Origin of the sequence: Faecalibacterium prausnitzii (genome assembly GCF_003324185.1) — a bacterium.
GTDB classification, from domain to species: Bacteria; Bacillota; Clostridia; order Oscillospirales; family Ruminococcaceae; genus Faecalibacterium; species Faecalibacterium prausnitzii.
Window position 1 is genome coordinate 91,090 of sequence record NZ_PXUP01000002.1, and the last position, 24,576, is coordinate 115,665.

Consider the following 24,576-nt stretch of genomic DNA (forward strand, 5'->3'; position numbering starts at 1 on the left):
TACAAATCAAGCCGCAGCCGCAGATCTTTTGGTCTGCGGTCTATATAGCCGCGCACCGTGCCCCGCAAAAGCAGGGGAGCGGTGCGCGTTTTGAGCGCCGTGAGGCGCACAAGGAGTAATATTATGGCAGAAGAACGTATTCAAAAGATCATGGCCGAGCAGGGTCTGTGCTCCCGTCGCGCCGCCGAGCAGATCATTGCCGAGGGTCGCGTCAAGGTGAACGGCCACCCGGTTAAGGTGGGCGACAAGATGGACCCCAACCGTGACGTGCTCCATGTGGATGACGAGCGCATCTACATCCAAAAGAACCAGCAGCTGTATTATCTGGCGCTGTACAAGCCCCGTGGCTATGTGACCACCGCCAGCGATGAGCTGGGCCGCAAGACTGTGATGGACTTGGTCAGCGACATCCCCGCCCGCCTGTATCCGGTGGGCCGCTTGGATAAGGACAGCGAGGGTCTGCTGCTGATGACCAACGACGGTGCCTTTGCACAGGCCGTCACTCATCCGTCCGGCGGCATCTCCAAGCTGTACCGCGTTACCGTGCAGCCCCGCGCCGACGAGGCCACCATCCTCAAGCTGAGCAGCGGCGTCGTGCTGGACGATGGCACCAAGACCATGCCCTGTGCCATCAATGTGGTCACTGACGAGCCTGGCCGCACCGTGATGGAAATGACCCTGAAAGAGGGCAAGAACCGCGAGATCCGCCGGATGTGCGAGAGTGTGGGTCTTGAGGTGGTGCGCCTGAAGCGCAACGCCGAGGGTGTGGTCAAGCTGGGAATGCTCAAGCCCGGTACCTACCGCGAGCTGACTAAGGCCGAGGTGAACGGTCTGCGTGCCGCAGCGGTCAAGGGTCGTGCACAGACCCGTTCTGCTGCGCAGCAGTCCAAGGCTGCCGAGCGCCGTCCTCGCGGCCCCGTGGGCAAAAACGCACCCCGGAAGCAGAAGTAAGGAGTTATCGGATCATGGAACGAGAAACTCTGAAATCCCGTCTGGGCTTTATTCTGCTTTCCGCAGGCTGTGCCATCGGCATCGGCAACGTGTGGAAGTTTCCGTATATTGCAGGGCAGGGCGGCGGCGGCGCTTTTGTACTGTTCTACCTGATCTTTCTGGTCATTCTGGGTCTGCCTATCATGACCATGGAATTCGCCGTGGGACGCGCCTCCCGCAAAAGCCCGGTGCGGGCGTATCAGGCACTGGAAAAGCCGGGGCAGAAGTGGCACATCCACGGCTACTTCACCCTCATCGGCTGCTACCTGCTGATGATGTTCTACACCACCGTAGCGGGCTGGATGCTGCACTATTTCTACATGACCGCCGTCGGCAAACTGGCGGGGCTCAACGCCGAGCAGGTGGCCGGTAAGTTTACCGAAATGCTGGCCAGCCCCGCTACTATGACCTTCTGGATGGTATTTGTGGTGGTAGTGAGCATTCTGGTGTGCGCCAAGGGTCTGCAAAGCGGTCTGGAGCGCGTGACTAAGGGCATGATGATCGCCCTGCTCCTCATTATGGTGGTGCTTGCCGTCAACAGCCTGTTCATGCCCGGGGCAAAGGAAGGCCTTTCCTTCTTCCTTGTGCCGGACTTTGCCCGGATGCAGGAGGTGGGCGTGGTCAACACACTGGTCTCCGCTATGAATCAGGCCTTCTTCACCCTGAGCCTTGGCATCGGCGCCATGTCCATCTTCGGCAGCTATATCGGCAAGGAACATTCCCTGCTGGGCGAATCTGTCCGCATTGTGGTGCTGGATACCTTTGTAGCCATTACCGCCGGTCTGATCATCTTCCCGGCCTGCTTTACCTACCATGTGGACCAGACCAGCGGCCCCAGCCTTATCTTTATCACCCTGCCCAACATCTTTGCCAATATGTCCATGGGGCGGCTGTGGGGCAGCCTGTTCTTTTTGTTCATGGCGTTTGCAGCCATGTCCACCGTGCTGGCAGTGTTCGAGAATATCATCTGCTGTGGCATGGAACTGACTGGCTGCAGCCGCAAAAAGTCCAGTCTGGTGAACCTTGTGCTCATCATCCTGCTGTCCATGCCCTGTGTGCTGGGCTATAACCTGTGGGCATGGGATGGCTTTGCAGTGTTCGGCGGTGCTGTGCTGGATGTAGAGGACTTTCTGGTCAGCAACCTCTTCCTGCCGCTGGGCAGCCTGGTATATCTGCTGTTCTGCGTTACCCGCTACGGCTGGGGCTGGCAGAACTACAAAAAAGAGGTCAACACCGGCAAGGGTCTCAAGGTGCAGGACTGGATGCGCGGCTACCTGACTTATGTGCTGCCGCTCATCGTGGTGTTCATCTTTGCATTTGGTCTCTACGACAAATTCCTTGCATAAGTGATCCCAGCGTCTGCTCCGTCTTTGATTGACGAACAGGCGGAACAAGTGTAATATAAAAGCATATAGGGTGCTTCTCCCGGCGGGAAACACTGCTATATGCTTTTTTGTATTCAAAAAGGAGGAAACACACCCATGCACATTCTGGTCTGTGACGATGATGCGGCCTTCGCTGCACAGATGGACGAGTACATCTCGGAATGGTTCCGCGCCCGGGAGATTCAGGTGCAGAGCACCGTCTGCACCAGCGGCGAGCAGCTGCTGGCTACCCCGGAGCTGGAACGCTACCAGCTGGCGTTTCTGGATGTAGACCTGAAAACCACCGACGGCATTGCACTGGGACGCAAGCTGCGGCAGGTCGCCCCGGATATCGTGCTGGTGTACATTTCGGCTTATCTGGAATTTGCCCCGCAGGGCTACACGGTCAACGCTTACCGCTACCTACTCAAGCGGGATATTGCCGCCCAGCTGCCCAGCTGTCTGGAGGATATTTTTTCCGGCATGTCCGACCCCCGAAAAACGCTGGAGGTGCACCATAACCGCACCACCAGTGAGATTCCGCTGGATCAGATCTATTATCTGGAAAGCGATCTGCGGCAGATCAACGTCTACGGCGATATTCCGCACCAGCCCATCTGCACCTTTTACGGCAAGATCGCTGATCTGCCCGCCATGCTGTACGAAAACGGCTTTTTGCAGGTAGGGCGCAGCGATGTGGTCAATCTGCAATATGTGCGCTCCATCCGCAACTATAAGGTGGAGCTGCGCAGCGGGGTAGAACTGAGCGTCAGCCGACAGTACTATACAGCCATCCGCAGCGCATGGCTGGAATGGAAGGGGCAGTTCGGTGATGAATGAAGAATTCTGGCGCTGGTATATGTACGGCCACTGGGTCTGCCTGACCCAATGGCTCGGCTTTATCATGGTGGAATATGCTTACCTTGGCAAGGGCAGGGTAAAGCACCCTCTGGTGTGGTCCGGAGTTATAACCATGCTCACGATGACCCTCTCGGTCGTGTACAACTTTGGCTTTTTTACGCCGAGGGCAGTGGCTCTCACGATCCTTTTTCTGTTCATCACCGTCATGCTGTTTGGCGGCACGCCGGGGCAAAAGTTTACCGCCTGCCTGATCAACGGTACCATGTGCCTGTTGGTCGAAAACAGTATGCGGTATGTCATATCGTGGATACTGAAGTGTGAACTGCAGCAGGTTATCCAACGCGCAGACTGTCTGATCATCATAGCGGTGGCAAATTTGGTGGTGGGCGCAGCTGTGGCCTTTTTGGTAAGCAAGTGGCGCAGGCGCAATGCACTGGAGCCTTTGCAGGCGCTGACCATGAGCTTTTTTCCGGGCGTGGTCGTGGTGCTGAACATCCTGCTTATGCTCACAGATAACAACAAAAGGGCCACCATGGCCACAATGGGGATGACAGTGGGGCTTACGGTGGCCGTCATGGTGCATCTGTGTATCGTGGCTATGTTCAACGATCAGGTCATGCAACGGCGCAGCCTGCATTTTCAGGCCGAACTGGAGCAGCAGCGGGCTTCGGCTCTGCTGGATTCCTACACTGCCCAGCGCCGTCTGACCCATGAGTTCACCAACCACATCAGTGCGTTGCGTGCCTTGCTGGCACAGGGAGATGTGGCCGGTGCGCAGGACTATATTGCCGGTGTGGATAAGGCTGTGGCGGCCAGCACTACCATTATGGACACCCACAACCCGCTGTTGGACTCCATCCTGACCCGCAAATACGAGGAAGCCACCCGGCAGGGCGTAAGCGTGTATTTTGACCTTTGCGACCTGCGGGATTTCCCCTTGAGCGGGGTGGATATGGTCACCGTGCTGGCAAATCTGCTGGATAACGCCATCTGTGCCGCAGCGCAGGCGTACCCGCCGGAGGTCTACGTGCGAGTGCGCAAAACGGAGGAGGAATATCTTCTCTCGGTGCGCAACCGGGTGCAACGGGATGTGGAGCTGCCGCCGGATGGGCAGTTGCCCCGCACCACCCGCAAGGAGCCCGGCCACGGCATGGGGCTTTCCAACGTGCGGGACGTTCTGCTGCGCCACGGCGCGGAGTATACCCTGAGCTGCCGGGACAATTGGTTCCGCTTTACCTGTGCGGTGCCCACCGGCAATTCATGACATCTGCACCGTCAGAATATGACAATTTTTGTGCAACAGAAGCGTAACTCTGCTATACTGTGGTCAGTAAAGGAAGCCTTCCGTGCGGACATGGTCACGTTGCGGTGGGAGGGTTACACCCCTCTTTTTAAGAGCTTTGTTGCTGGATGGAAAAACAGCCTGCGGTGCGTGTAAGCAGGCTGCCTACCTTTGCTTTTTTGGGCTGTGCAGGAATGCACAGTACCTTGCTGACGGGACTTTCTGCGGCGGGCCTTTTGGGGGTTGCAGTCGATAAAGTTTCTCGATGCGTCGCAATTCCGGCGCTGCCTGCTGTACGGGAATGACATAGGCAAGCCGGGGTGTCGTGCGCTGCAAAGAGTCCCGTCAGTTTTCTTTTGCACCAAAAAGGACTGCTGTACATGGGTTTTGCCCAGTATAGCAGTCCTTTTTATCTATTAAATCATCGTATCTGCCAGTCAGCAGAAAGCCGACCCGCCGCGCGACTGTTTCGGTAGAAAACCAGCGCGGCAGCTGCGGTTTCCCTCTGCGTCCCTCCCATGAAAAAGTAAAACAGCCAAGCCCGCAGGCTTGACTGTTCTACAAAACTAAAATGCGATGCCTTTAGCAAAAACGCAGTTATTCCGGTTTTACCTGCAATTCCTGCTCGCAGTAGATGCAGCGGTACTTGCCGTTGGAGCTCAGCTCAAAGATCTGGTCGCATTCTTCTTCAATGCTGGAGATGCAGCGGGGGTTCTTGCAGCGTACAATGTTCACCAGACGCTTGGGGGGCTTGGGCTGCTCCTTGCGGACAGCCTTGCCGTTTTCAATAATGGTCACGCTGATGTTCGGGTCCAGATAAGCCAGCACATCCAGGTTCAGCCAGGAGGCATCGCCCTCTACCTTGATGATGTCCTTGCGGCCGCTGGCCGTCTTTTTGCTGCGGGCGTTCTGGATCAGCGCCACGCTGGCAGTGCGGTTGCCCGCAATGCCCAGCAGATCCATCAGACCAACGGCAGTACCTGCCTTGATGTGGTCGATGACAATACCGTTCTGAATCTCGTCAATATTCAACATATCAGTTCTCCTCCTTCGGTGCTTTGGGGTCTGCAAGCCCCAGCAGGGTCATAATCAGTGCCATGCGGACGTAAACGCCGTTCTGCACCTGTTCAAAATAAGCGGCGCGCGGGTCGTCGTCCACGTCCAGCGCGATCTCGTTCACACGGGGCAGGGGGTGCAACACCGCCATGGTGGGCTTGGCCTGCGCCATCTTTTCGCGGGTCAGCACATAGCTGTTCTTCAGGCGGATATAGTCCTCCTCGTTGAAGAAGCGCTCCTTCTGCACGCGGGTCATATACAGGATATCCAGCTCCGGCATGGATTCCTCCAGACTGCGGGTCTCCTTGTAGGGGATGCCGTTGGCCTCCAGCACGTCGTTGATGATATAATCCGGCACCCGCAGTTCCTCCGGGCTGATCAGCACAAAGCGCACATTCTTGCAGCGCGCCATGGTCTTGAGCAGGGAGTGGACGGTGCGGCCAAACTTCAGATCGCCGCACAGACCAATGGTCAGGTTATCCAGCCTGCCCATGCGGCGGCGGATGGTCATCAGGTCGGTCAGGGTCTGGGTGGGGTGCTGGTGGCCGCCGTCACCGGCGTTGATCACCGGAATGCGGGAGTAGCGGGAGGCACGCAGCGGTGCGCCCTCCTTGGGGTGGCGCATGGCAACGATATCGGCATAGCAGGACACCACCCGGATGGTGTCGGCCACGCTCTCGCCCTTGGTGGCGCTGGACACGTTCTCGCTGGGGAAGCCCAGTACATGGCCGCCCAAGTTCAGCATAGCCGCCTCAAAGGACAGGCGGGTGCGGGTGGAGGGCTCGTAGAACAAGGTGGCCAGCTTTTTATGGTTGGCTACCTCCTGATAGGCAGCAGGGTCGGCGCAGATACGGTCGGCAAGATCAAGCAGCTGTGTGATTTCCTGCTGGGTGAGATCCAAAGGATCGATCAGGTGACGCATAAATAAGATACCTCCGTTTAAAGCAGTTTGCGTAAAATGGAAAAATCAAAAAAGTTTGTGTAGTAGCTCAGCGAGCGCATCACCGGCCTGCACAAACGATTGAAACATACCTCGTCCAGCAGCAGCATGGCCTCGCCCGGGGCAAGACGCATGGCTACACGGATGGCCTCGTCGCCGCAGCTGGCCTTCAGGTGCGCCACGTTGGAAGAGATCTGCTGGTGGCACTCCTGCTCCAAAATTTCAAAGATGTCGCCGGTCAGGTCGATACGGGTGTAGTCCCGGTTGCCGAACAGGCTGCGGGGCAGGTAGTCGATGGAGTAGATCACCGGGGTGGTATCGGCAAGGATACGCTTTTTGATGCAGATCACCTCATCGCCGACTTCCAGCGCCAGCGCGTGGGCCATCTCCTCGCCTGCACGAAGAAGCATCACCTGAATGCCATCTGCATGGGGGTAGCTGCCAAAGCTGCGGATCAGCGGGTAGTACTCCAGCTTCTGGTCCAAACGGCTGCGCAGCCCCAGCACAGCACGGTTCACTACCGTGCCAATGCCGCGCACCCGTTCCACATAACCGGCGCGCTCCATCTCGCTCAGCGCGTCACGGATCACGGTGCGGCTTACCCCCAACTCGGTGGCAAGGTCTACCTCGGCGGGCAGGCGGTCGGCTTGGGCATAGCGCCCGTTGGTCAGCTCCTCCAGCAGGCTTGCAACAACGCGGTCGCTGATCACAGCGCCGCCCAAGCGGCTGGACGATGCCAGTGCGGGATCTTTCATGGATGGTTCCTCCGTTTCCGGGCGGCAATGCCGCCCCGAACTTCATACAAACGGGCCGGGAGGATTCCTCCACAGCCCCTTCTCTCTTATTATAGCATAATTTGACATTTAGAAAAGCGTCATTTATACTGGAATCTGCTGAAAAGTACGATTTTATTTTGGAGGGCATAGTACAGATGGACTATTTTCTGCAAAAAGTAGGCGGCCGGCCCGCCCGGCAGACCGTTACCCTTCGGCGCTGCACCCCTGCCGAGGCACCGGCGGTGTTCGCGCTGCAAAACGAAGTGCGCGCCGCCATGCCGCACCCGGAGCAGTTCGTGCCGGATACGCTGGAAAATATCGCGGATTATCTGCGCACCGGGGTGTGTATCGGTGCGTGGCAGCAGGGGCGGCTGGGGGCCTACCTCATCCTGCGCCTGTGCGGGCAAAGCGATGAAAACTACGCTGCCTTTCTGGGCGTGCCGCAAAGTCAGTGGCAGCACTGGGCCAACGCAGACAGCGCAGTAGTGCACCCGGACTGGCGGGGCAACGGCTTGCAGCGCGCCATGCTGGAAGCGGCTCTGCCGCTGCTGCCGCCACAGATCACTCATCTGGGCGCTACCGTCAGCCCGGATAACAGTTATAGCCTGCACAACGCACAGGCCGGCGGCTTCGTCATCCGCTGCCGTCGGGAGATGTACGGCGGCTACGACCGCTATCTGCTGGAAAAGCAGCTGTAACTCTATGCAGTTTTGGTGTACAACTATTTCGAAATGTGTTATACTATACGGTATGAATAACAGCGAAGGAAACAGGTGAAACCATGGCAGCATCTCTCGGGCAGGAATTCTGCACCCTGCGTGATACTTACATTGAAAAGCAATTCGGCCGCCTGAACGATATGCAGCGGCAGGCTGTGTTTACCACGGATGGCCCGCTGCTCATCCTTGCCGGTGCCGGCAGCGGTAAGACCACCGTGCTGGTCAACCGCATCGCCAACCTTATCCGGTTCGGCTCGGCGCACGGCTCCAAAGAAACGCCCCGCCCGGTGACCGAGGAGGACGTCAAGGCTCTGCGTACCGCCATCATGACCGGCACCGATGCCCCCAGCTGGCTGGACGGGATGCTGCGCCAGAACGCGGTGCGCAGCTGGAACGTGATGGCCATTACCTTTACCAACAAGGCGGCAGGGGAGCTGAAAGAGCGTCTGCGCCGGATGCTGGGCGGCGAGGAAGGGGACGAAGTGTTCGCCTCCACCTTCCACTCGGCCTGTGTGCGCATTCTGCGCCGCTGGGCCGAAGAGATCGGCTACCCCCGCAGCTTTACCATCTATGATACAGACGATGCCCAGCGTGTAATGAAAACCGTATATAAAGAGCTGAGCATCGATGATAAATTCCTGCCCATCAAGGCCGCCATCAACCAGATGAGCCGCTGGAAGGATCAGCTGGTCAGCCCGGAGCAGGCACTTGCAGACCACGCCAGAGACGTGAAGAGCGCCCAGACCGCCCGCATCTACGCAGCTTACGAGAAAAAGCTAAAAGAGGCCGGTGCGTTCGATTTTGACGACCTCATCTACCAGACCGTGCAGCTGTTGGCTGAACACCCGGATGTACGGGAGTTCTACCAGAACAAGTACCGCTACCTGCTGGTGGACGAGTATCAGGATACCAGCGTGGCGCAGTTCCGTCTGGTCAGTCTGCTCACCGGGCCGGAGCGCAACATTTGCGTGGTGGGCGACGACGACCAGAGCATCTACCGCTTCCGCGGCGCTACCATTGAAAATATCCTCAACTTTGAAAAGCTCTATCCCGGCACCAAGACCATCCGTCTGGAGCAGAACTACCGCTCCACCTCCAATATCCTCAACGCAGCCAACTGCGTCATCCAGCATAACACCGAGCGCAAGGGCAAGACCCTGTGGACGGACAACGGCGAGGGTGATAAGGTGCAGGTGTATACCGCCGAGAATGAGCAGGACGAAGCCAGCCATATCGCGGATGTCATCGGTCAGCACCTGAAGGAGGGCGGGCATCTGGCAGACCACGCCATTCTCTACCGTATGAACGCCCAGTCGGCTCCCATCGAAAGCTACTTCACCCGCGCGGGCATCCCGCATAAGATCGTGGGCGGGCAGCGCTTCAACGACCGCAAGGAGGTCAAGGACATTCACTCCTATATGTCCATTGTGGCCAACCCCCGGGACGATGTGCGGCTGCGCCGTATCATCAACGAGCCTGCCCGCAAGATCGGTGCTACCACCGTGGATGTCATTGCAGACCTTGCCGGGCAGCAGGGCGTCAGTATGCTGGATGTCATCAGTCATGCCGACCAGTACGCTAAGCTCTCCCGCGCGGTGATGCCGCTGCTCAAGTTTTGGCAGATCTACCAGCGTTTGCAGGATTCTCTTGCCACCCGCACACTGGACGAGTTTGCCTCCGATGTCATTGAACTGACCGGCTACAAGGCCATGCTGGAAGCAGACGCCGCCAAGGGGCACGAGGATGCCGCCGACCGTCTGCAGAACTTGGGTCAGTTGGTGAACAACGTCAAAAACTACTGTGACCAACACGGCGAGGAAGCCACGCTGGAGGGCTATCTGGAGGATATCGCCCTCATCAGCGATATCGACAGCTACAACGAAAGCAGCGATCAGGTGGTACTGATGACCATCCACTCTGCCAAGGGCTTGGAGTTCCCCTATGTGTTCCTCATCGGCATGGAGGAGGGCGTTTTCCCCAGCGAGATGAGCAAATACTCCGAAGCAGATCTGGAAGAGGAACGCCGTCTGGCTTACGTTGGCATCACCCGCGCCAAAAAGGAACTGTACATCTCCAACAGTGTCACCCGGATGCTGTACGGACGAACCCAACGCAACGAGCCCAGCCGCTTTCTGCGTGAGATCGAGCCGGAGTATATCGAGGAAACTCGCAGCCCGGTGCTGGAACAGCGTTCCCGCATGGGCGGCTGGGGCTCTGGTTACAGCGATACCGTGCCCGGTGGAGCATCCGGTTACTCCGGCCCCTCCGGTTACAGCCGCAGCAGCTACGGCGGCGGTTATGGCTCGGGTTACAGTTCGGGCAACCGCAGCGGCTACCTGAATCGGGAATATAACGCCGGTGAAAGCCGTGGTTTCGGCTCCTCTTACGGCGGAAGAAGCACATCTTCCACCGGCTTTGGCAGCCACTATGGCAACAGCTCCACCCAGCCGACCACAAGAAGCGGCGGATTTGGCTCCGCATATTCCGGCGGAAATGCGACAAAAAATACTGTAAAGCAAACAGCCTTTACGGTAAATTCTGCCGTAAAACCGGCGGCTTCCGGTTCAAAGCACTATGAGCCGGGCGACATCGTGGAGCACAAAGTGTTCGGCCGCGGCACGGTGCTGAAAGTAAAGCCCGCTGCCGGGGATCAGATCGTAGAGATCAACTTTGAAAAAGTTGGCATCAAGAAAACGATGGCCAATTTTGCGCCCCTGACCAAGATTACGGAGGAAGAATGACCCTATGATGACTGTTCGTTTGATCGCCCACACCCCGGAACCGGAAAAGGTGGTGGCGGCTGCCGCAAAGCTCTGCTATTCCGACGCCCACATCACTGACCTTCTGGACGGTCTGGACGAGGAAAAAACTGCAAAATTCCTGACCATGCTCAGCGACCTTGGCCATGCCAGTCCCATCGAGCACGCCAGCTTTACCTTTGGCATCGAGGGGGTCAGCCGCACTCTGCTTGCCCAGATCACCCGGCACCGCATCGCATCCTTCAGCGTGCAGAGCCAGCGCTATGTGCGTCTGGATGATTTTCGCTATGTGACGCCCCCGGAGATCGAGGCTATCCCGGAAGCAAAGGCGGCTTTCCTTGCCAGCATGGAGGAGGACGCCCAGCGTTATCTCGACCTTGCCCACAAGCTGGAGGAGGGGCACACCGCCCGCCTGATGGCTGAGGGAATGCCGGAAAAGCAGGCACGCGCCAAGGCTTCTAAACAGGCCAACGAGGACGCCCGCTTTGTGTTGCCCAACGCCTGCGAGACCAAAATGGTGGTCACCATGAACGCCCGCAGCCTGATGAACTTCTTCCAGCTGCGCTGCTGCAACCGCGCCCAGTGGGAGATCCGGGAACTGGCTGAAAAGATGTTCACGCTGGTGTACCCGGTGGCACCCCATATCTTTGCCAAGGCCGGCCCCGCCTGCCTGTGCGGCCCCTGCCCGGAGGGCAAGATGTGCTGCGGTAAGACCGCTGAGGTGCGCGCAAAATATGCCGCCATTAAAGAAGGTGCCGTCGTATGAGCAAGGGAAAACTGATCGTGCTGGAAGGGCTGGACGGAAGCGGCAAAGCCACACAGGCAAAGCTCTTGTCAGAGCACCTTGCCGCGCAGGGCGTGCCGGTGCAGAAGATCACCTTTCCGGATTATGCCAGCGATTCCAGTGCGCTGGTCAAGATGTATCTGGCAGGGCAGTTCGGCCAGCACCCGGACGATGTAAACGCCTACGCGGCTTCCAGCTTTTACGCGGTGGACCGCTATGCCAGCTATAAAACCAGCTGGGGCAGCTTTTACGAGCAGGGCGGTGTGATCATCGCCGACCGCTACACCACCTCCAACGCGGTGCACCAGTGCTCGAAGCTTCCGCAGGAGCAGTGGGAGGAATATCTGCACTGGCTGTTTGATTACGAGTTCCGTCTGCTGGGACTGCCCGCACCGGACAGGGTCATCTATTTGCAGGTAGACCCGGCGGTCAGCCAGCGGCTGATGACCCAGCGCTACCACGGCGACGAGAGCAAAAAGGACGTGCACGAAAAGGATACGGCTTATCTGGCGCGCAGCCGCGCTGCTGCCGAGTTCTGCGCCCGGCATCTTGGCTGGGATACCGTGCACTGCACCAGCGGGGACGCCATGCGCAGCATTGAAGATATCCAGCAAGAGGTACAGCAGCTTGCTCGGAAAACACTGGGCTGAACGATAAAATATGATAAGAGGGGGCATCCTGAACGATGTATCGTCTGATGCAGCCGTCCGATGAGGCGGCAGTGCTGGCTTTGTGGCAGAGCCAGCATCATGATACCGAAGATTTTGCAAAAATGGTACTGGAACGCTTTGCCGGTATGCAGAACATTTATGTGGCCGATGAAAACGACGCCATCGTGGCGGCTGCGCTGGCTGTGCCGGTCACCCTGCAGGGGCGCACGGGCAATTACCTGTGCCTGTGCGGCGAGGGCAGTCTGCTGCTGGCGGGTCTGCTGGATACCCTGTGCGCCCACCAAAAGCTGCGGGGCGCAGGCTTTACCGTGACAGTCCCGGCAGATGCAGCACAGGCTGCTTTGCTGCAGGATAAAGGCTTTGCAAAGGCTTTTGCCCTGCGTTGTCTGCCCCGCGAGGTGAGCCGCAACCTGTGGAGCCAGGCGGAATTTGACACGGTAACGGCCAAAAAGCTGTGCGAGCTGCGGGAACAGTTCTGGAAGGATACCGTGCAGCTGAGCCCGGAACGCATGGCGGTGGTGTTGCAGGAGCTGTACGCCCGGGGCGCTACCATCGTGTCCAACGAACATGGCTACGGCATCTACTTCCGCAAGGAGGATACCCTGTATTTTGTGGAGATGATGGCCGACAGCGACCGCGCCGCCGAGATCCTGATGGAAGCCGCCCGCGAGAAGGAAGTCATCGTGGAAAAGGCGGTCATCACGGTAGGCGCTGCCCAGCCGCTGTTTCTGGGCGAGGGCACCCGGCAGGAATACGGCATGATCCGCTTTGACGCAGAGCCTTTTGACGTAAGCGAAAGCTATCTGCGTCTGATGCTGGAAAACTGAAAAAAGGAAGGTGCGTATGGCACACAACGATACACACGCAGCCCGCAAAAAGGGCGGCGCAGGCAAAATTCTGCTGGTAGTGCTTCTGCTGCTTCTTCTGGCAGTAGGTGCAGCGGTGCACTTTGCCTACAATGAGATCCACGGCAATGGTGCACCCGGCAGCACAGAGGTGACTGTAAGCATCCCGCAGGGCAGCGGCGTAGCGGCGATCGCCAACAAGCTCAAGGATGCAGGCGTCATCCGCTCTGCCTACCTGTTTCGCTGGTATGTGGGACAAAAGGGCGCTGCCGCAAAGCTGCAGTACGGCGATTTTGTCTTGCAGACCAGTGCGATTTCCTACGACGCGATCATTGCCACCCTTTCCCAGTACGCCAAGGCAGAAACGGTGCGGGTGACCATCCCGGAGGGCACCACGGCCATTGCCATCGCCCAAAAGATGGAATCCGCCGGTCTGTGCACCGCCGAGGAGTTTTTGAAGGAAGCCAACGAGGGCGATTTCAGCGCTTATACCTTCTGGCAGTATGTCCCGGAGGATAAGGATGCCCCGAACCGCTTTATGAAGTGCGAGGGCTATCTTTTCCCGGAGACCTACGAGTTTTTGAAGGACGATACGGTGCACAACTATGTGGCTACCTTCTACGCCCAGTTCGATGCACAATTTACCAAGGAAATGTACGCAGCGCTCAAAAAGCAGGACATGACCCTGCCGGAGCTGGTCACCCTTGCCTCCTTTGTGCAGGAGGAAGCGGGCAACAGTCAGGACTCCAACGTGGCGCAGGTGTTTCGCAACCGTCTGGCGGAGGGCTCGCCCTATCCCCGGCTGCAAAGCAACACCTCCAGCCATATCCAGAGCGACGCCGACAACAACTATCTCTGGAACTGGGTCGCACCCTACTACGGCGGTTGGGACGATATCCCGGAAAATATCCTTGCAGCCTACGACACTTACAGCTGCACCGGTCTGCCCGCTGGCCCCATCTCAAACCCCGGCCTTGCCGCTATCAAGGCGGCATTGGAGCCGCAGTCCGATGAGGAAGCCAAGGACGCTTACTTCTTTGTGACCGACCTCAAGGGCAATTACTACTACGCCCACACGCTGGCAGAGCACAATGCCAACTGCAAAACTGCCGCAGCTGTGAACAAAAGCCTGAAAAACTAAGGAAAGGCCGCTGCACAAAAAACACGGTGCAGCGGCTCATTTCCAGTTAAAAACTGTGATACATAAGAGAGGAACCTACAAATGTTACAGATCCCGGAACTGCTTGCCCCGGCGGGCGATGCGGAACGTCTGCGTTATGCCATCAACTACGGTGCCGATGCTGTTTACTGCGGTCTGCCGGAGTTTGGCATGCGCTCTGCCCCGGCTAATTTCACCCCGGAGCAGCTGGCGGAAAGCGTCATCTACGCCCACGCCCGTGGTCGCAAGGTCTACTTGACCATGAACACCTTGCCCACCAACGAGGAGGCCGACCGCCTGCCGGAGGCCATCAAGGAAGCCGCCAAGGCCGGTGTGGATGCCTTTATCGTGGCAGACCTTGGTGTGCTGGACGCCTGCAAGACCTTTGCCCCGGACATTGACGTGCATCTTTCCACCCAGACCGGCATCACCAACTGGGCAGCCGCCCGCGCCGCCTACAAAATGGGCGCAAAGCGGGTGGTGCTGGCCCGGGAGATGACCTTGCAGGATATTGCCATCCTGCGCGATAAGACCCCGCCGGAGCTGGAGATCGAAGCCTTTGTGCACGGTGCTATGTGCATGAGCGTGTCCGGCCGGTGTCTGCTGTCCAACTATATGGCCGGGCGCGACGCCAACCGCGGCCAGTGCGCCCAGCCCTGCCGCTGGAAGTATTACCTGAGCGAGGAGACCCGCCCCGGCCAGCTGTACGAGATCGGTGAAAACGAGAACGGCAGTTATATCCTTAACGCCAACGATATGTGCACCGCGCCCTTCATCGACTTGATCTGCAAGGCGGGTGTGGACAGCCTGAAGATCGAAGGCCGTGCCAAGACCTTCTACTATGTGGCCAGTGTTACCGCTGCCTACCGCAAGGCACTGGACGCCTATCTGGCCGACCCGACAAACGATAACTTTGAACTGCCGCCGGAGGTGTACGCAGAGCTTACCCGCACCAGCCACCGGCACTACTCTCCTGGCTTCTATTTCGGCCGCGAACAGGCCAAACAGGCCACCGACAGCGCCACCTACATCCGCGAGTGGGAGTTCGTGGGCACGGTGGACAGCTGGGAAAACGGCATCGCCCACTGCCAGCAGCGCGGCAAATGGAGCCTTGGGGATACGCTGGAGGCGCTGTGCCCGGACGGACGCAGCATCCCGCTTACCCCGGAATGGATCGAGAACGAAGCAGGGGAGCGGGTGGAAAGTACGCCTCACGCCATGGAAAAATACACTATGCCCACCCCGGAACTGCCGCCCATGAGCCTGCTGCGCCGGAAAACGGTGTAACAGCGTGACAAAAAGGAAGGAAACCGCCGTGAAGTATAGTAATACTTCTGGCCGCTACGCCCTTCTGGACGAGCTGCGTGGGCTGGATCTGGTCAGTATGATGCTCTATCACGGCTGCTGGGATCTGGTCAATCTCTTCGGCATTCAGGCCGACTGGTATTATGGTCTGCCCGGGCATCTGTGGCAGCAGAGCATCTGTTGGGTGTTTATTCTGTTGTCCGGCTTCTGTGTGCAACTGGGGCATCATACCTTGCGCCGGGGCGCACAGGTGTTCGGGGCAGGGGCGCTGGTCACAGCGGTCACGCTGCTTTTTATGCCGGAGGACAGGGTCGTTTTTGGTGTGCTGACCCTGCTGGGCAGCGCCATGCTGCTGACCGGCCTTTTGGAAAAGCCGCTGCGGCGCATTCCACCCGCAGCAGGGTTTGCTATCTCCGCAGTGCTGTTCGCCCTTACCCGCAATGTTTCGGCAGGCTATCTGGGTTTTGGCAGTCTGCGCCTCTGGCTGCCGCAGACACTATATGTAAATTACGCTACTGCGTACTTTGGCTTTTATCCGTTGTGGTTCTATTCTACGGATTATTTTGCCCTTCTGCCGTGGCTGTTTCTGTTCTGGGCAGGGTACTTTCTCTGCGGCATTGTAGGGCGGCAGCGCATGGAGCCCTTGCGCCGCTCGGTCTGCCCGCCGCTTGGCTGGCTTGGGCGGCACTCGCTGCTGTTGTATCTGCTGCACCAGCCGGTCATCTACGGGGTGCTGTTGGTAGTTTTCCGCGTATTAGGCGGCTGAAATACACGCTTCATGCACTTTTGAGAAAGGCGGGATTGTTGCACCGTGCAAACATTGCACGAACGTCTTGACAAGCAGGGCAGGGCTGTGGTATCCTGTTGACGGTTAGAAAATACTAACCGCAAAATGCGTCATGAAACACGGACGCATTTTTACAGAACATGAAGTTATTCTAAACTAACTACGCAGAGAAAGAGGTAGAGTTTTATGAGCAAAGTAGCAATCGTATTTTGGAGCGCAACCGGCAACACCGAGACCATGGCAAGCTGCATCGCCGAGGGCGCAGGTGCCAACGGCACCATCGTGTCCTGCGCCGAGATGACCCCCGCAAAGCTGGCAGAGTTTGATGTGGTGGCCTTTGGCTGCCCGGCTATGGGTGCAGAGCAGCTGGAGGAGAGCGAGTTCGAGCCTATGTTTGCTGCGCTGGAAGGCTCTCTGAACGGCAAAAAGATCGCACTGTTCGGCTCCTACGGCTGGGGTGACGGTCAGTGGATGCGCGATTGGGCGCAGCGCGCACAGGACGACGGCGCACAGCTGTTCAGCGAGGAAGGCCTCATCTGCAACGAAACGCCCGATGATGATGTGCAGGCTGCCTGCCGTAAGCTGGGCGCAGATCTGGCTGCTTGGTAAAATCCATGTATAAACCCTTGCTCCACAGGGTAACCTATGGACAAAGAGGTGATAAGCATGGAAAACATCGGCGTGACCTGTGATGTCTGCGCGTGCTGCCACAATGTGGACGGCTGCAAATGTGATCTGCCGCAGATCAAGGTGACGGAGCAGTGCAGCTGCACCACCCAGCAGGTGGAGACCCCGCACTACTGCCAGAGCTACGAAGAAAAGTAAGTTCCTACCAACGCAAAGCAGCCCCTGCCGGAACGGCTTTCCGGCAGGGGCTGCTGCGTTTTACAGTATCAATGCTCAGCGCAGCGTCACGTTACAGGTGGCAAGGCTGCGGATCAGCGTGCCTACACTGTCTTTCATCTGGATACCGGCAAAGCCCAGCGCAAAGGCGGCCTGCACGTTTTCCAGTCTGTCGTCGATAAATACGCACTCGCTGGCCTTCAGCTGATACTTCTTCAGCAGAGCTTTGTAGATCTGCGGGTCGGGCTTGTTCACCTGTACCTCACAGGAGGCTACGCCGCCGTCAAACTGAGCCAGCACGCCGCGTTCGATCAGCAATTCCAGCACATCCTGCGGGATGTTGCTCAGGTAATACACGCAATAGCCGTGGCTCTTCAGCCGCCGCACCAGCTCCAGCATCCGCAGACGCGGGCGCAGAATGTGCATCCAGTCGTCCAGAACGCCCTGCACCTCAAAGGCGCAGCCCTCGGCGTGGGCGTGCTCCAGCATACGCTGGTTGCCGTCATAGCGGGAAAGCTTGCCCGCGTCCAGCAGCTGCCACTCCTCGCTGCCAAAGGTCAAATCGTAGACCTTCTCCTCCATCTCGGCGTTGCACAGCCGGTCTACAAGGTACGCCTTGGGGTCAAAATCCACCAGCACACCGCCGATATCAAAAATAATGCTTTTATACATAACTGCTGCCTCGCTTGTATTGGATGTTTTTCTCAGATGTTTTCCATAGTATACCACAACCGGGCGGGTGCTTTCCACCCCTTTGGCATAGAAAATGCCGCCCCGGCGTATGCTGTGGCAGAAAGGGGAGAGTGCCGTGACGATCCGGGAACTGTGCGAGAAAGAGGTCGTTCAGTTGGAGCAGGGGATGTGCCTTGGCCGCGCGGATGATCTGGAGTTTGACCCCGCAACGGCGCAACTGCAAAGCCTGATCTTGCTGGGCAGGCCGCGTTTTTTTGGTCTGCTGGGTCGGGATGAGAGTCTGACCATCCCTTGGAGGGAGATCGAGACCATCGGCACGGACGCCATTCTGGTGCATACCGCCTTGCCAAAAGCACCGGCAGCACCGCACGGCTTCTGGCAGCAGCTGCGTGCTAAGCTGGGTCTGTGAAAAATAGGGGAATATTTTGAAAAATCAAACACTAATTTTTGTAAAATCATGAATGGACATTTTCGGCAAAGTGACTATAATAGGCACGAAAGGCTTGTGCAAATAGCACAGCCACTTTGAAAATAGGGTTCGGGACGTGGAAAGGGATATCAACTATGAAAACATCCAAACCGCTGTTGACCCTGCGGATGCTCTTCCCGGTGGCAGCTTCCTTTATCGTACTGCTGCTGGGTGAGTGGATCGCGCGCGGGTCGCTGACCGCTGATACCTTTATCAGCTTTATTTTTCCCCATTTCGGGGCATACCTGCTGGCATGGCTGCTGCTGTTTCTGGTGTGGGAACTGCTGGACTGGGTGCTGCGCATCCCGCCGCTTGCCACGCTGGGCATGGCCGTTCTGGGCTGTGCGCCCTGTGCGGTGAACTTTTACACCATGCAGCTGCGGGGCGAGCCCTTTCTGCCGTGGGATCTGATGCAGGTGTCCGAAGCTGCCGGTGTGGCCTCTGCTGCCGGGCTCAAGCTGCAGACCAGCATGGTGGTCTCCATTGTGCTGGTGCTGGCGCTTACGGTGGCAAGCTTCTTTGTTTACCGCGGGCGGCTGCGCCAGCGCTGGCTGCCAAGGCTTGCGGGCACCGGTGCTTCGGCGGCGGCGCTGTGTCTGCTGATCTTCGGCGTTTACTTACAGCCCGCAGTCACGCAGGTTTTGGGCATCACGCCGGATGCATGGATGCAGGACCGCTACTATCGTTACTACGGTGTACTTACCGGTTTTATGACCAACCTCACCAATCTGGAGATCGACAAGCCCGAGGGCTACTCGGAGCAGGCGGTGGACGATATTCTGGATAACGTGGCCGAGAGTGAGAAATTCTCCACCGGCCCCATGTATGCAGGCAGCTATGCCACCACCACCCCCAAGGAGGAGCAGGCAAAGCAGCCTACCATTATTTATGTGATGGACGAGTCCTACTGGGATGTTTCGGAGTTAGAGCAGTACGGCATCACCTTTGATACCGATGTATCGCAGAATCTTCATGCTCTGCAGCAGACCAGTGCCTACGGCAGAGCCTACAGCCCTAGCTTTGGCGGCGGCACCTGTGATGTGGAATTTGAAGCCCTGACCGGCTACTCGGTGTCCTTCCTGCCCAGCGGCAGCAAGCCCTACCAGCAGCACGTCACAAAGCCCATGTTCGCCCTGCCCAATTACCTCAAACTCAAGGGCTATCAGACCGCTGCGGTGCACTGCTTCTGGGCAAAATACTGGAGCCGCGATAAGGCGTATCCCAACCTCGGTTTCAGTGATTTTATCAGTCTGGAAGATATGCACGGCGTTACCAAGGTGCGCAAGCACTACTGGACCAGCGGCCTTGTGACCGATGACTCTATGGCCGACCAGATCATTCAGCAGTACGAAAAGATGAGCACTTCCTCTGATAAGCCCATCTTCCTGCACGCGGTCACCATGCAGAACCATACCAATTATAATAGAGACAACTACCCGGACGACGAGCGGGTGCACGTCGTATCCCATCCGGTGGGGCTCAAGAGCAGCACCGTGGGTGCGCTGGAAGATTTCGCTACCGGCATCCGGGATGCAGACGCGATGCTGGGCAAGCTGACGGCGTATTTTTCTCAGGTGGACGAGCCGGTTATTCTGGTGTTCTGGGGCGACCATTATAACCCCATCGATTCCAACTACGATGTCTACACCACTACCGGTTATGCAAGCGGCTCCAGCACCGACCCCCGTCTGCACCAGACCACGCTGCTGATGTGGTCGAATTACAGCCAGCAGCAGGTGGATCTTGGCACCATTGCCGCTTACGATATCTCTCCGGTGATGATGGAACTGTTCGGGCTGGAGCAGCCGCTGTACTTCCAGTTCCTCAACCGGCAGCTGCGGGTCGCCAGCCGCAGCTGCACCCGCGGCACTACCATGAATCTGGACGGCACCACCACCCAGCAGCCCACGGAGTTCCAGCAGCGCTGGACAAACGAGCACTGGATGCTGCAATACGACCTGATGTTCGGCAAGGGATACGCCCTCAACCGCATGGGTGTTGCAGGCCTGAGCGGGATGAATACGGGCAAATAAGAGAAAAAGTGAGAGTTTCTTTATACAAAACAGAGAAAACTACTTGCAACCGCATTCTTTTTGTGCTATTATAACAAAGCATTACACACGCATCACTATGCTCTTTTGTGCCCTTTTGGGTTGAGGGCAGTCCGCCGGTACCCGATGTACTGTGCAGATCACGGTGTGCGGAGGCAAAACAATATCTGGAGGTATTTTATTATGGCAGTCGTTTCTATGAAGCAGCTTCTCGAGGCAGGTGTGCACTTCGGTCACCAGACCCGCCGCTGGAACCCCAAGATGGCTAAGTACATCTTCACCGAGCGCAATGGTATCTATATCATTGACCTGCAGAAGACCGTGAAGAAGCTGGACGAGGCATACAACTACGTGAAGGAAGTTGCAGCTGAGGGCGGCGACATCCTGTTCGTCGGCACCAAGAAGCAGGCTCAGGAGTCCATCCGTGACGAGGCTCTGCGCTGCGGCATGCACTACGTCAACGCTCGTTGGCTGGGTGGCATGATGACCAACTTCCGCACCATCCGTAAGCGTATCGACCGTATGGATCAGCTGGCTAAGATGAAGGAGAACGGCACCTTCGAGCTGCTGCCCAAGAAGGAAGTGGCTAAGCTGGAGCTGGAGATGGAGAAGCTGGACAAGTACCTGGGCGGCGTCAAGAACATGAAGACCCTGCCGAAGGCTATGTTCATCGTTGATCCTCACAAGGAGCGCATCGCTGTTGCCGAGGCTCGCAAGCTGAACATCCCCATCGTTGCTATTGTCGATACCAACTGCAACCCCGATGAGATCGACTACGTGATCCCCGGCAACGACGACGCTATCCGCGCTGTCAAGCTGATCGCCGGCGCTATGGCTGACGCTGTGCTGGAAGGCAAGCAGGGCAACCAGGAGGCCGCTCCCGCCGAGGACGCAGCAAACGCCTGATTTCCCATTCCGCAACCAATCAAATAACGTGTAAGGGAGAAAACAAAAATGGCTATTTCTGCAAAGGACGTTATGGAACTGCGCAAGCAGACCGACTGCGGCATGATGGAGTGCAAGAAGGCTCTGACCGAGGCTGACGGCAACTTCGAGAAGGCAATCGAGATCCTGCGCGAGCGTGGTCTGGCTACCGCCGCCAAGAAGGCAAGCCGCGTTGCTGCCGAGGGTATGGTCTACGCTGACTACTGCCCCGCTTGCAAGGTCGGTGTTGTCATCGAGGTCAACGCTGAGACCGACTTCGTTGCCAAGAACGACAAGTTCGTTGACTTCGTCAAGGAGGCCACCAAGGTCATCATGAAGCAGAACCCCGCTGATGTCGAGGCTCTGATGGCTTGCAAGACCGAGGCTGGCGAGACTGTTGACGAGGCTCTGAAGAACCTGATCCTGGTCATCAAGGAGAACATCAAGGTTCGCCGCTTCACCCGTTACGAGGGCGTCTGCTCTGCATACGTCCACGGCGGCGGCACCCACGGCATTCTGGTCAACTTCGAGACCACCAACGACATCGATGCAAAGGACGAGTTCGTTGCTTACGGCAAGGACATCGCTATGCAGGTCGCTGCTGCTAACCCCGGCTACGTCGACGAGGCTTCTGTCCCCGCCGAGGTCGTGGCTAAGGAGAAGGAGATCATGCTGGCTCAGATGGCTCAGGATCCCAAGACCGCTAACAAGCCTGAGGCTGTGAAGGAGAAGATGATCCAGGGCAAGATCAAGAAGTTCTTCAAGGAGAACTGCCTGGTCGATCAGGAGTTCGTCAAGGACGGCGACCTGACCGTTGCTCAGTACACCGCTAAGGTCGCTAAGGATCTGGGCGGCGAGATCAAGATTGTCAAGTTCGCCCGCTTTGTCAAGGGCGAGGGTCTGGAGAAGCGTGCTGACGACTTCGCATCTGAAGTTGCAAGCATGGTGAAGTAATTTAAACTTCCAAAGACAAAAGGGGAGCCGTAGTACCTGTAACAGGGGGCTGCGGCTCCTTTTTTATGTTTATGAAAATACAAATATCGGGCAGCCCGCAGCCTGCCCGGTATTACCGTACCCGCAGCCTGCCCGGTATTACCGTATAAATCTTCTTACGCTTCGTCCAAAACCTCTTCGGGATCCTCAATAGCATCCTCGATGGTTTCCTCCACCTCCATCGCTTCTTCAGCGTCCGGGGCGGCAAGCAACTCCTGAATCTGATCCCGCAGCCAGAGCAGACGGTTGTCCAGTGCCTTGTCCCGTGCCAGCAGCGGCGCAATGATCTCGGGCTTGTCAGTGATCAGGTCATCCACACCCAGCTGCAGCAGCTTTTCCGCATCCTGCTGGCGGTTGATGGTCCATGCAGAGATGGTCTTACCCCGCAGATGGATCTGCTGCACCATACCGGCGGTGATAAAGGTGGATTCTACGCTGAAAAAGTCTGCGGCAGGCAGGTCGTAGTAGGTGCCCACGCCCAGCGCCAGAATATACCCTGTGGTAATGTCCGGGTCCAGCTCCTTCACCTTGCACAGGGTCTCGTAGCTTTGAGAGGTGACCACGCAGTCCGCGCCGTAGTCATATGCGTGAATCAGCCGCACCGTTTCTGCCTCCAACGTTGGCGTAAAGGTGCTGGGCTTGATCTCAATGTTCAGCTCAGCCTTGCCCTTGCACAGCGCCAGAACTTCTTCCAGCGTGGGAATATAAGAGCCTGTGAACTGCCGATGGAACCAGCGCCCGGCATCCAGCTGCTGCACCTGCACATAGGGCAGGTCGTAGATGTTGGCGTTGCAGCCGGTGCACCGGCGCAGGCTGGTGTCGTGGGTCACCACGGCTACGCCGTCGGCGGTCATCTGCACATCCAGCTCAATGCGGGGGCAGCCATCTTCCAGCGCGGCCTCGAAGGCGGCCATGGTGTTCTCCGGCGCACGGGAAGAATAGCCCCGGTGGTAGGTGATCACCGGGTCAGAAAGACCCAGCACGCTTTGCAGCGGCTGCGTTTGCGGGAACAGCAGATACACCGCTGCTACGCCGCAGGTGACCAGTGCGGCGCAGGCCATCATCCCGGCCAACACCGTCTGCTCACGGGGCAGGGTGGGGAGCTCTCCGGAAATGGTCGGCTGCGCTGCATCGGACTGTCTGGTCACTTCATACAGTGCCTCTGTAAGGGTGCTTTGCGCCGCCGTCATGGCGCAGTCCATGAGCAGACAAAGGAACGGCAGTTCGATCAGCAGTGCCGCGCGAGAAAGCGCCAGCAGGGCAGCAGTGCTGGCAAAGCCGACACCAAGAATGACACAATAGAACAGCAAAGCCCCGCACAGCAGCATCAGTCCGGTGCGCACGGCAGCGGTCAGCATCCAGCGCAGTGCCAGCGCAAACAGCTGCCCGGCGCGGCTGCACAAAACCCGCAGACTCTCCTCAAATGCACAGCCAAAGCTTTTACGTTCCAGCAGGAATTTTGGCAGCACTACAAGTCCGTCCAGCAGCAGCGCCAGCACACAAAGCACTGCCAGAGCAAATAGAAAACGATTGGCAGCGCGCGCTTTCAGCAGCCCCCAGAGATATTCCGGCACGGCAAACTGGGTCAGATGGTTTGCTGCCAGAAAAAAGTTCGTCAGCGGGATCAGGGCAGCGCCATACAGCAGCAGTGGAAGATTCTGCGGCAGAAACACCCGCACAAGGCTGCAAAAGGCATTCCGGAACACCGCACCCACCCGCAGCGGTTCACCGTGCCGCACCCGCGTCAATAGCTGCAGCATCGCGGCAACCTCGTACAGGCTCCAAAAGGCTGCCAGCACCGCCAGCACGACGATGCACCCGATGATGGCAGGGGAGGCAAAGATGCGGGATGCAGTTTTGTTGTTGAGGTAGCGGATGGGCGCGAACCGCAGCGTCAGCGCCCAGATCAGCTGCAGCGCTGGTACGAACAAGAAGTTTGTCAGCACCTTATAAAACAACAGAAAAAGCAGAAACACCCGCCCCTTTGACGAAAGCAGGGAACGAGCGGCAGCGTGCAGAGAGCGGTAGGTCTGCTCCTGCTGCTGGAACTTTACGGAAATTTGTTTCAAGATAGCTTCAACCTCTTTTGCATATTTGCCGGGCTTTTCGTGTGCGCTATATAGGTACAGTTTGGCAGATTGCCCGGAAATATATGATTTTTAATATAGTGTAACATAAATGCAACGGAAAGAAAACGCAGCAGACGGGTGCAGTTTTGCCAAAAAAACCGGGAAAATTTCTACATCCACAAAATGGTCGTGTGATAGCATTTGTCCAGATAAAACGTGCAAAACGATGAATCGTT

At 57.6% G+C, this 24,576-nt stretch carries 23 protein-coding genes; 18 read left to right on the forward strand and 5 right to left on the reverse strand.

Annotated elements, in window-relative coordinates:
* Positions 1-123 precede the first annotated feature (123 nt).
* The 4 genes from C7J97_RS01745 (at position 124) to C7J97_RS01760 (ending at position 4,479) form a co-directional block, all read left to right on the forward strand.
* On the forward strand, positions 124-951 hold the full coding sequence (locus C7J97_RS01745; protein WP_005926111.1) for a pseudouridine synthase: 828 nt from the start codon (positions 124-126) through the stop codon (positions 949-951).
* Positions 952-965: 14 nt separating this feature from the next.
* Complete coding sequence (locus tag C7J97_RS01750) at positions 966-2,336, forward strand: sodium-dependent transporter (protein WP_005926109.1); 1,371 nt, start codon at positions 966-968, stop codon at positions 2,334-2,336.
* Positions 2,337-2,471: 135 nt separating this feature from the next.
* On the forward strand, positions 2,472-3,194 hold the full coding sequence (locus C7J97_RS01755; RefSeq protein ID WP_005926107.1) for a LytR/AlgR family response regulator transcription factor: 723 nt from the start codon (positions 2,472-2,474) through the stop codon (positions 3,192-3,194).
* Positions 3,187-4,479, forward strand: a complete 1,293-nt coding sequence (locus C7J97_RS01760) for a sensor histidine kinase (protein WP_113991866.1) — start codon at positions 3,187-3,189, stop codon at positions 4,477-4,479. Before C7J97_RS01755 ends, C7J97_RS01760 begins: the two co-directional genes overlap by 8 nt.
* Positions 4,480-5,094: 615 nt before the next feature.
* On the opposite strand, the gene C7J97_RS01765 is transcribed toward C7J97_RS01760, so the two are convergent.
* Genes C7J97_RS01765 through C7J97_RS01775 form a run of 3 tightly spaced genes read right to left on the reverse strand, consistent with a single transcriptional unit; the run spans position 5,095 to position 7,248 of the window.
* Positions 5,095-5,532, reverse strand: a complete 438-nt coding sequence (locus C7J97_RS01765) for an aspartate carbamoyltransferase regulatory subunit (RefSeq protein ID WP_005926098.1) — start codon at positions 5,530-5,532, stop codon at positions 5,095-5,097.
* 1 nt (position 5,533) lies between these two features.
* The gene (gene pyrB, locus C7J97_RS01770) at positions 5,534-6,475 is read right to left on the reverse strand and encodes an aspartate carbamoyltransferase (RefSeq protein WP_015538463.1); all 942 of its coding nucleotides are present in this window, start codon (positions 6,473-6,475) and stop codon (positions 5,534-5,536) included.
* Between the two features lie 17 nt (positions 6,476-6,492).
* Positions 6,493-7,248, reverse strand: a complete 756-nt coding sequence (locus C7J97_RS01775; RefSeq protein ID WP_113991867.1) for a GntR family transcriptional regulator — start codon at positions 7,246-7,248, stop codon at positions 6,493-6,495.
* A gap of 176 nt (positions 7,249-7,424) precedes the next feature.
* Between C7J97_RS01775 and C7J97_RS01780 the strand changes: the two genes are divergently transcribed.
* The 10 genes from C7J97_RS01780 to C7J97_RS01825 all read left to right on the forward strand — a co-directional run bounded on the left by C7J97_RS01780 (position 7,425) and on the right by C7J97_RS01825 (position 17,123).
* The gene (locus C7J97_RS01780) at positions 7,425-7,967 is read left to right on the forward strand and encodes a GNAT family N-acetyltransferase (protein WP_113991868.1); all 543 of its coding nucleotides are present in this window, start codon (positions 7,425-7,427) and stop codon (positions 7,965-7,967) included.
* A gap of 83 nt (positions 7,968-8,050) precedes the next feature.
* Complete coding sequence (locus C7J97_RS01785; RefSeq protein ID WP_113991869.1) at positions 8,051-10,729, forward strand: ATP-dependent helicase; 2,679 nt, start codon at positions 8,051-8,053, stop codon at positions 10,727-10,729.
* A 4-nt stretch (positions 10,730-10,733) separates the two neighbouring features.
* Entirely contained in the window at positions 10,734-11,513 is a 780-nt protein-coding gene (gene thyX, locus C7J97_RS01790; protein ID WP_113991870.1) for an FAD-dependent thymidylate synthase, read from the forward strand.
* Positions 11,510-12,181 (forward strand): dTMP kinase, encoded by a 672-nt coding sequence (locus C7J97_RS01795; RefSeq protein ID WP_113991871.1) that lies wholly within the window; start codon positions 11,510-11,512, stop codon positions 12,179-12,181. Before thyX ends, C7J97_RS01795 begins: the two co-directional genes overlap by 4 nt.
* A gap of 35 nt (positions 12,182-12,216) precedes the next feature.
* Positions 12,217-13,029 (forward strand): hypothetical protein, encoded by an 813-nt coding sequence (locus tag C7J97_RS01800; RefSeq protein ID WP_097783918.1) that lies wholly within the window; start codon positions 12,217-12,219, stop codon positions 13,027-13,029.
* Between the two features lie 16 nt (positions 13,030-13,045).
* The gene (gene mltG / locus C7J97_RS01805) at positions 13,046-14,188 is read left to right on the forward strand and encodes an endolytic transglycosylase MltG (protein WP_113991872.1); all 1,143 of its coding nucleotides are present in this window, start codon (positions 13,046-13,048) and stop codon (positions 14,186-14,188) included.
* Positions 14,189-14,269: 81 nt separating this feature from the next.
* A complete protein-coding gene (locus tag C7J97_RS01810) occupies positions 14,270-15,493 on the forward strand; it encodes a peptidase U32 family protein (protein ID WP_113991873.1) in 1,224 nt (407 codons plus the stop codon).
* 28 nt (positions 15,494-15,521) lie between these two features.
* Positions 15,522-16,277 carry a heparan-alpha-glucosaminide N-acetyltransferase gene (locus tag C7J97_RS01815; protein ID WP_242983411.1) on the forward strand — a complete coding sequence of 252 codons (756 nt, stop codon included), beginning with the start codon at positions 15,522-15,524 and terminating at the stop codon, positions 16,275-16,277.
* Between the two features lie 207 nt (positions 16,278-16,484).
* On the forward strand, positions 16,485-16,907 hold the full coding sequence (locus C7J97_RS01820) for a flavodoxin (RefSeq protein WP_113991874.1): 423 nt from the start codon (positions 16,485-16,487) through the stop codon (positions 16,905-16,907).
* Between the two features lie 57 nt (positions 16,908-16,964).
* Positions 16,965-17,123 carry a hypothetical protein gene (locus C7J97_RS01825; RefSeq protein WP_015538470.1) on the forward strand — a complete coding sequence of 53 codons (159 nt, stop codon included), beginning with the start codon at positions 16,965-16,967 and terminating at the stop codon, positions 17,121-17,123.
* 75 nt (positions 17,124-17,198) lie between these two features.
* On the opposite strand, the gene C7J97_RS01830 is transcribed toward C7J97_RS01825, so the two are convergent.
* Positions 17,199-17,813: an HAD family hydrolase gene (locus tag C7J97_RS01830; RefSeq protein ID WP_113991875.1), complete on the reverse strand. Its 615-nt coding sequence runs from the start codon at positions 17,811-17,813 to the stop codon at positions 17,199-17,201.
* A gap of 109 nt (positions 17,814-17,922) precedes the next feature.
* Here C7J97_RS01830 and C7J97_RS01835 point away from each other — a divergent pair, with 109 nt between their 5' ends.
* The 4 genes from C7J97_RS01835 (at position 17,923) to tsf (ending at position 22,232) form a co-directional block, all read left to right on the forward strand.
* Positions 17,923-18,243, forward strand: a complete 321-nt coding sequence (locus C7J97_RS01835) for a PRC-barrel domain-containing protein (protein ID WP_423240991.1) — start codon at positions 17,923-17,925, stop codon at positions 18,241-18,243.
* A 155-nt stretch (positions 18,244-18,398) separates the two neighbouring features.
* Positions 18,399-20,336, forward strand: coding sequence for an LTA synthase family protein (locus C7J97_RS01840; protein ID WP_113991876.1), 1,938 nt, complete (start codon positions 18,399-18,401; stop codon positions 20,334-20,336).
* Between the two features lie 201 nt (positions 20,337-20,537).
* Positions 20,538-21,260: a 30S ribosomal protein S2 gene (rpsB, locus tag C7J97_RS01845; RefSeq protein ID WP_015538473.1), complete on the forward strand. Its 723-nt coding sequence runs from the start codon at positions 20,538-20,540 to the stop codon at positions 21,258-21,260.
* A gap of 48 nt (positions 21,261-21,308) precedes the next feature.
* Complete coding sequence (gene tsf / locus C7J97_RS01850; RefSeq protein WP_015538474.1) at positions 21,309-22,232, forward strand: translation elongation factor Ts; 924 nt, start codon at positions 21,309-21,311, stop codon at positions 22,230-22,232.
* Positions 22,233-22,387: 155 nt separating this feature from the next.
* Here tsf and C7J97_RS01855 read toward each other — a convergent pair whose 3' ends face one another.
* Positions 22,388-24,340 (reverse strand): glycerophosphodiester phosphodiesterase family protein, encoded by a 1,953-nt coding sequence (locus C7J97_RS01855; protein ID WP_223451578.1) that lies wholly within the window; start codon positions 24,338-24,340, stop codon positions 22,388-22,390.
* Positions 24,341-24,576: the final 236 nt, after the last annotated feature.

Excerpts from the sequence above, each read along its gene's own strand:
- pyrB (WP_015538463.1), bottom strand. The coding sequence starts at position 6,475 with ATGCGTCACCTGATCGATCCTTTGGATCTCACCCAGCAGGAAATCACA.
- C7J97_RS01775 (WP_113991867.1), bottom strand. The coding sequence starts at position 7,248 with ATGAAAGATCCCGCACTGGCATCGTCCAGCCGCTTGGGCGGCGCTGTG.
- C7J97_RS01835 (WP_423240991.1), top strand. The coding sequence starts at position 17,923 with ATGCTGTGGCAGAAAGGGGAGAGTGCCGTGACGATCCGGGAACTGTGC.
- mltG (WP_113991872.1), top strand. The coding sequence starts at position 13,046 with ATGGCACACAACGATACACACGCAGCCCGCAAAAAGGGCGGCGCAGGC.
- C7J97_RS01750 (WP_005926109.1), top strand. The coding sequence starts at position 966 with ATGGAACGAGAAACTCTGAAATCCCGTCTGGGCTTTATTCTGCTTTCC.
- C7J97_RS01825 (WP_015538470.1), top strand. The coding sequence starts at position 16,965 with ATGGAAAACATCGGCGTGACCTGTGATGTCTGCGCGTGCTGCCACAAT.
- C7J97_RS01765 (WP_005926098.1), bottom strand. The coding sequence starts at position 5,532 with ATGTTGAATATTGACGAGATTCAGAACGGTATTGTCATCGACCACATC.
- C7J97_RS01780 (WP_113991868.1), top strand. The coding sequence starts at position 7,425 with ATGGACTATTTTCTGCAAAAAGTAGGCGGCCGGCCCGCCCGGCAGACC.
- C7J97_RS01820 (WP_113991874.1), top strand. The coding sequence starts at position 16,485 with ATGAGCAAAGTAGCAATCGTATTTTGGAGCGCAACCGGCAACACCGAG.
- C7J97_RS01760 (WP_113991866.1), top strand. The coding sequence starts at position 3,187 with ATGAATGAAGAATTCTGGCGCTGGTATATGTACGGCCACTGGGTCTGC.
- tsf (WP_015538474.1), top strand. The coding sequence starts at position 21,309 with ATGGCTATTTCTGCAAAGGACGTTATGGAACTGCGCAAGCAGACCGAC.
- C7J97_RS01800 (WP_097783918.1), top strand. The coding sequence starts at position 12,217 with ATGTATCGTCTGATGCAGCCGTCCGATGAGGCGGCAGTGCTGGCTTTG.
- C7J97_RS01810 (WP_113991873.1), top strand. The coding sequence starts at position 14,270 with ATGTTACAGATCCCGGAACTGCTTGCCCCGGCGGGCGATGCGGAACGT.
- C7J97_RS01785 (WP_113991869.1), top strand. The coding sequence starts at position 8,051 with ATGGCAGCATCTCTCGGGCAGGAATTCTGCACCCTGCGTGATACTTAC.
- C7J97_RS01830 (WP_113991875.1), bottom strand. The coding sequence starts at position 17,813 with ATGTATAAAAGCATTATTTTTGATATCGGCGGTGTGCTGGTGGATTTT.
- C7J97_RS01755 (WP_005926107.1), top strand. The coding sequence starts at position 2,472 with ATGCACATTCTGGTCTGTGACGATGATGCGGCCTTCGCTGCACAGATG.
- thyX (WP_113991870.1), top strand. The coding sequence starts at position 10,734 with ATGATGACTGTTCGTTTGATCGCCCACACCCCGGAACCGGAAAAGGTG.
- C7J97_RS01795 (WP_113991871.1), top strand. The coding sequence starts at position 11,510 with ATGAGCAAGGGAAAACTGATCGTGCTGGAAGGGCTGGACGGAAGCGGC.
- C7J97_RS01840 (WP_113991876.1), top strand. The coding sequence starts at position 18,399 with ATGAAAACATCCAAACCGCTGTTGACCCTGCGGATGCTCTTCCCGGTG.
- rpsB (WP_015538473.1), top strand. The coding sequence starts at position 20,538 with ATGGCAGTCGTTTCTATGAAGCAGCTTCTCGAGGCAGGTGTGCACTTC.
- C7J97_RS01745 (WP_005926111.1), top strand. The coding sequence starts at position 124 with ATGGCAGAAGAACGTATTCAAAAGATCATGGCCGAGCAGGGTCTGTGC.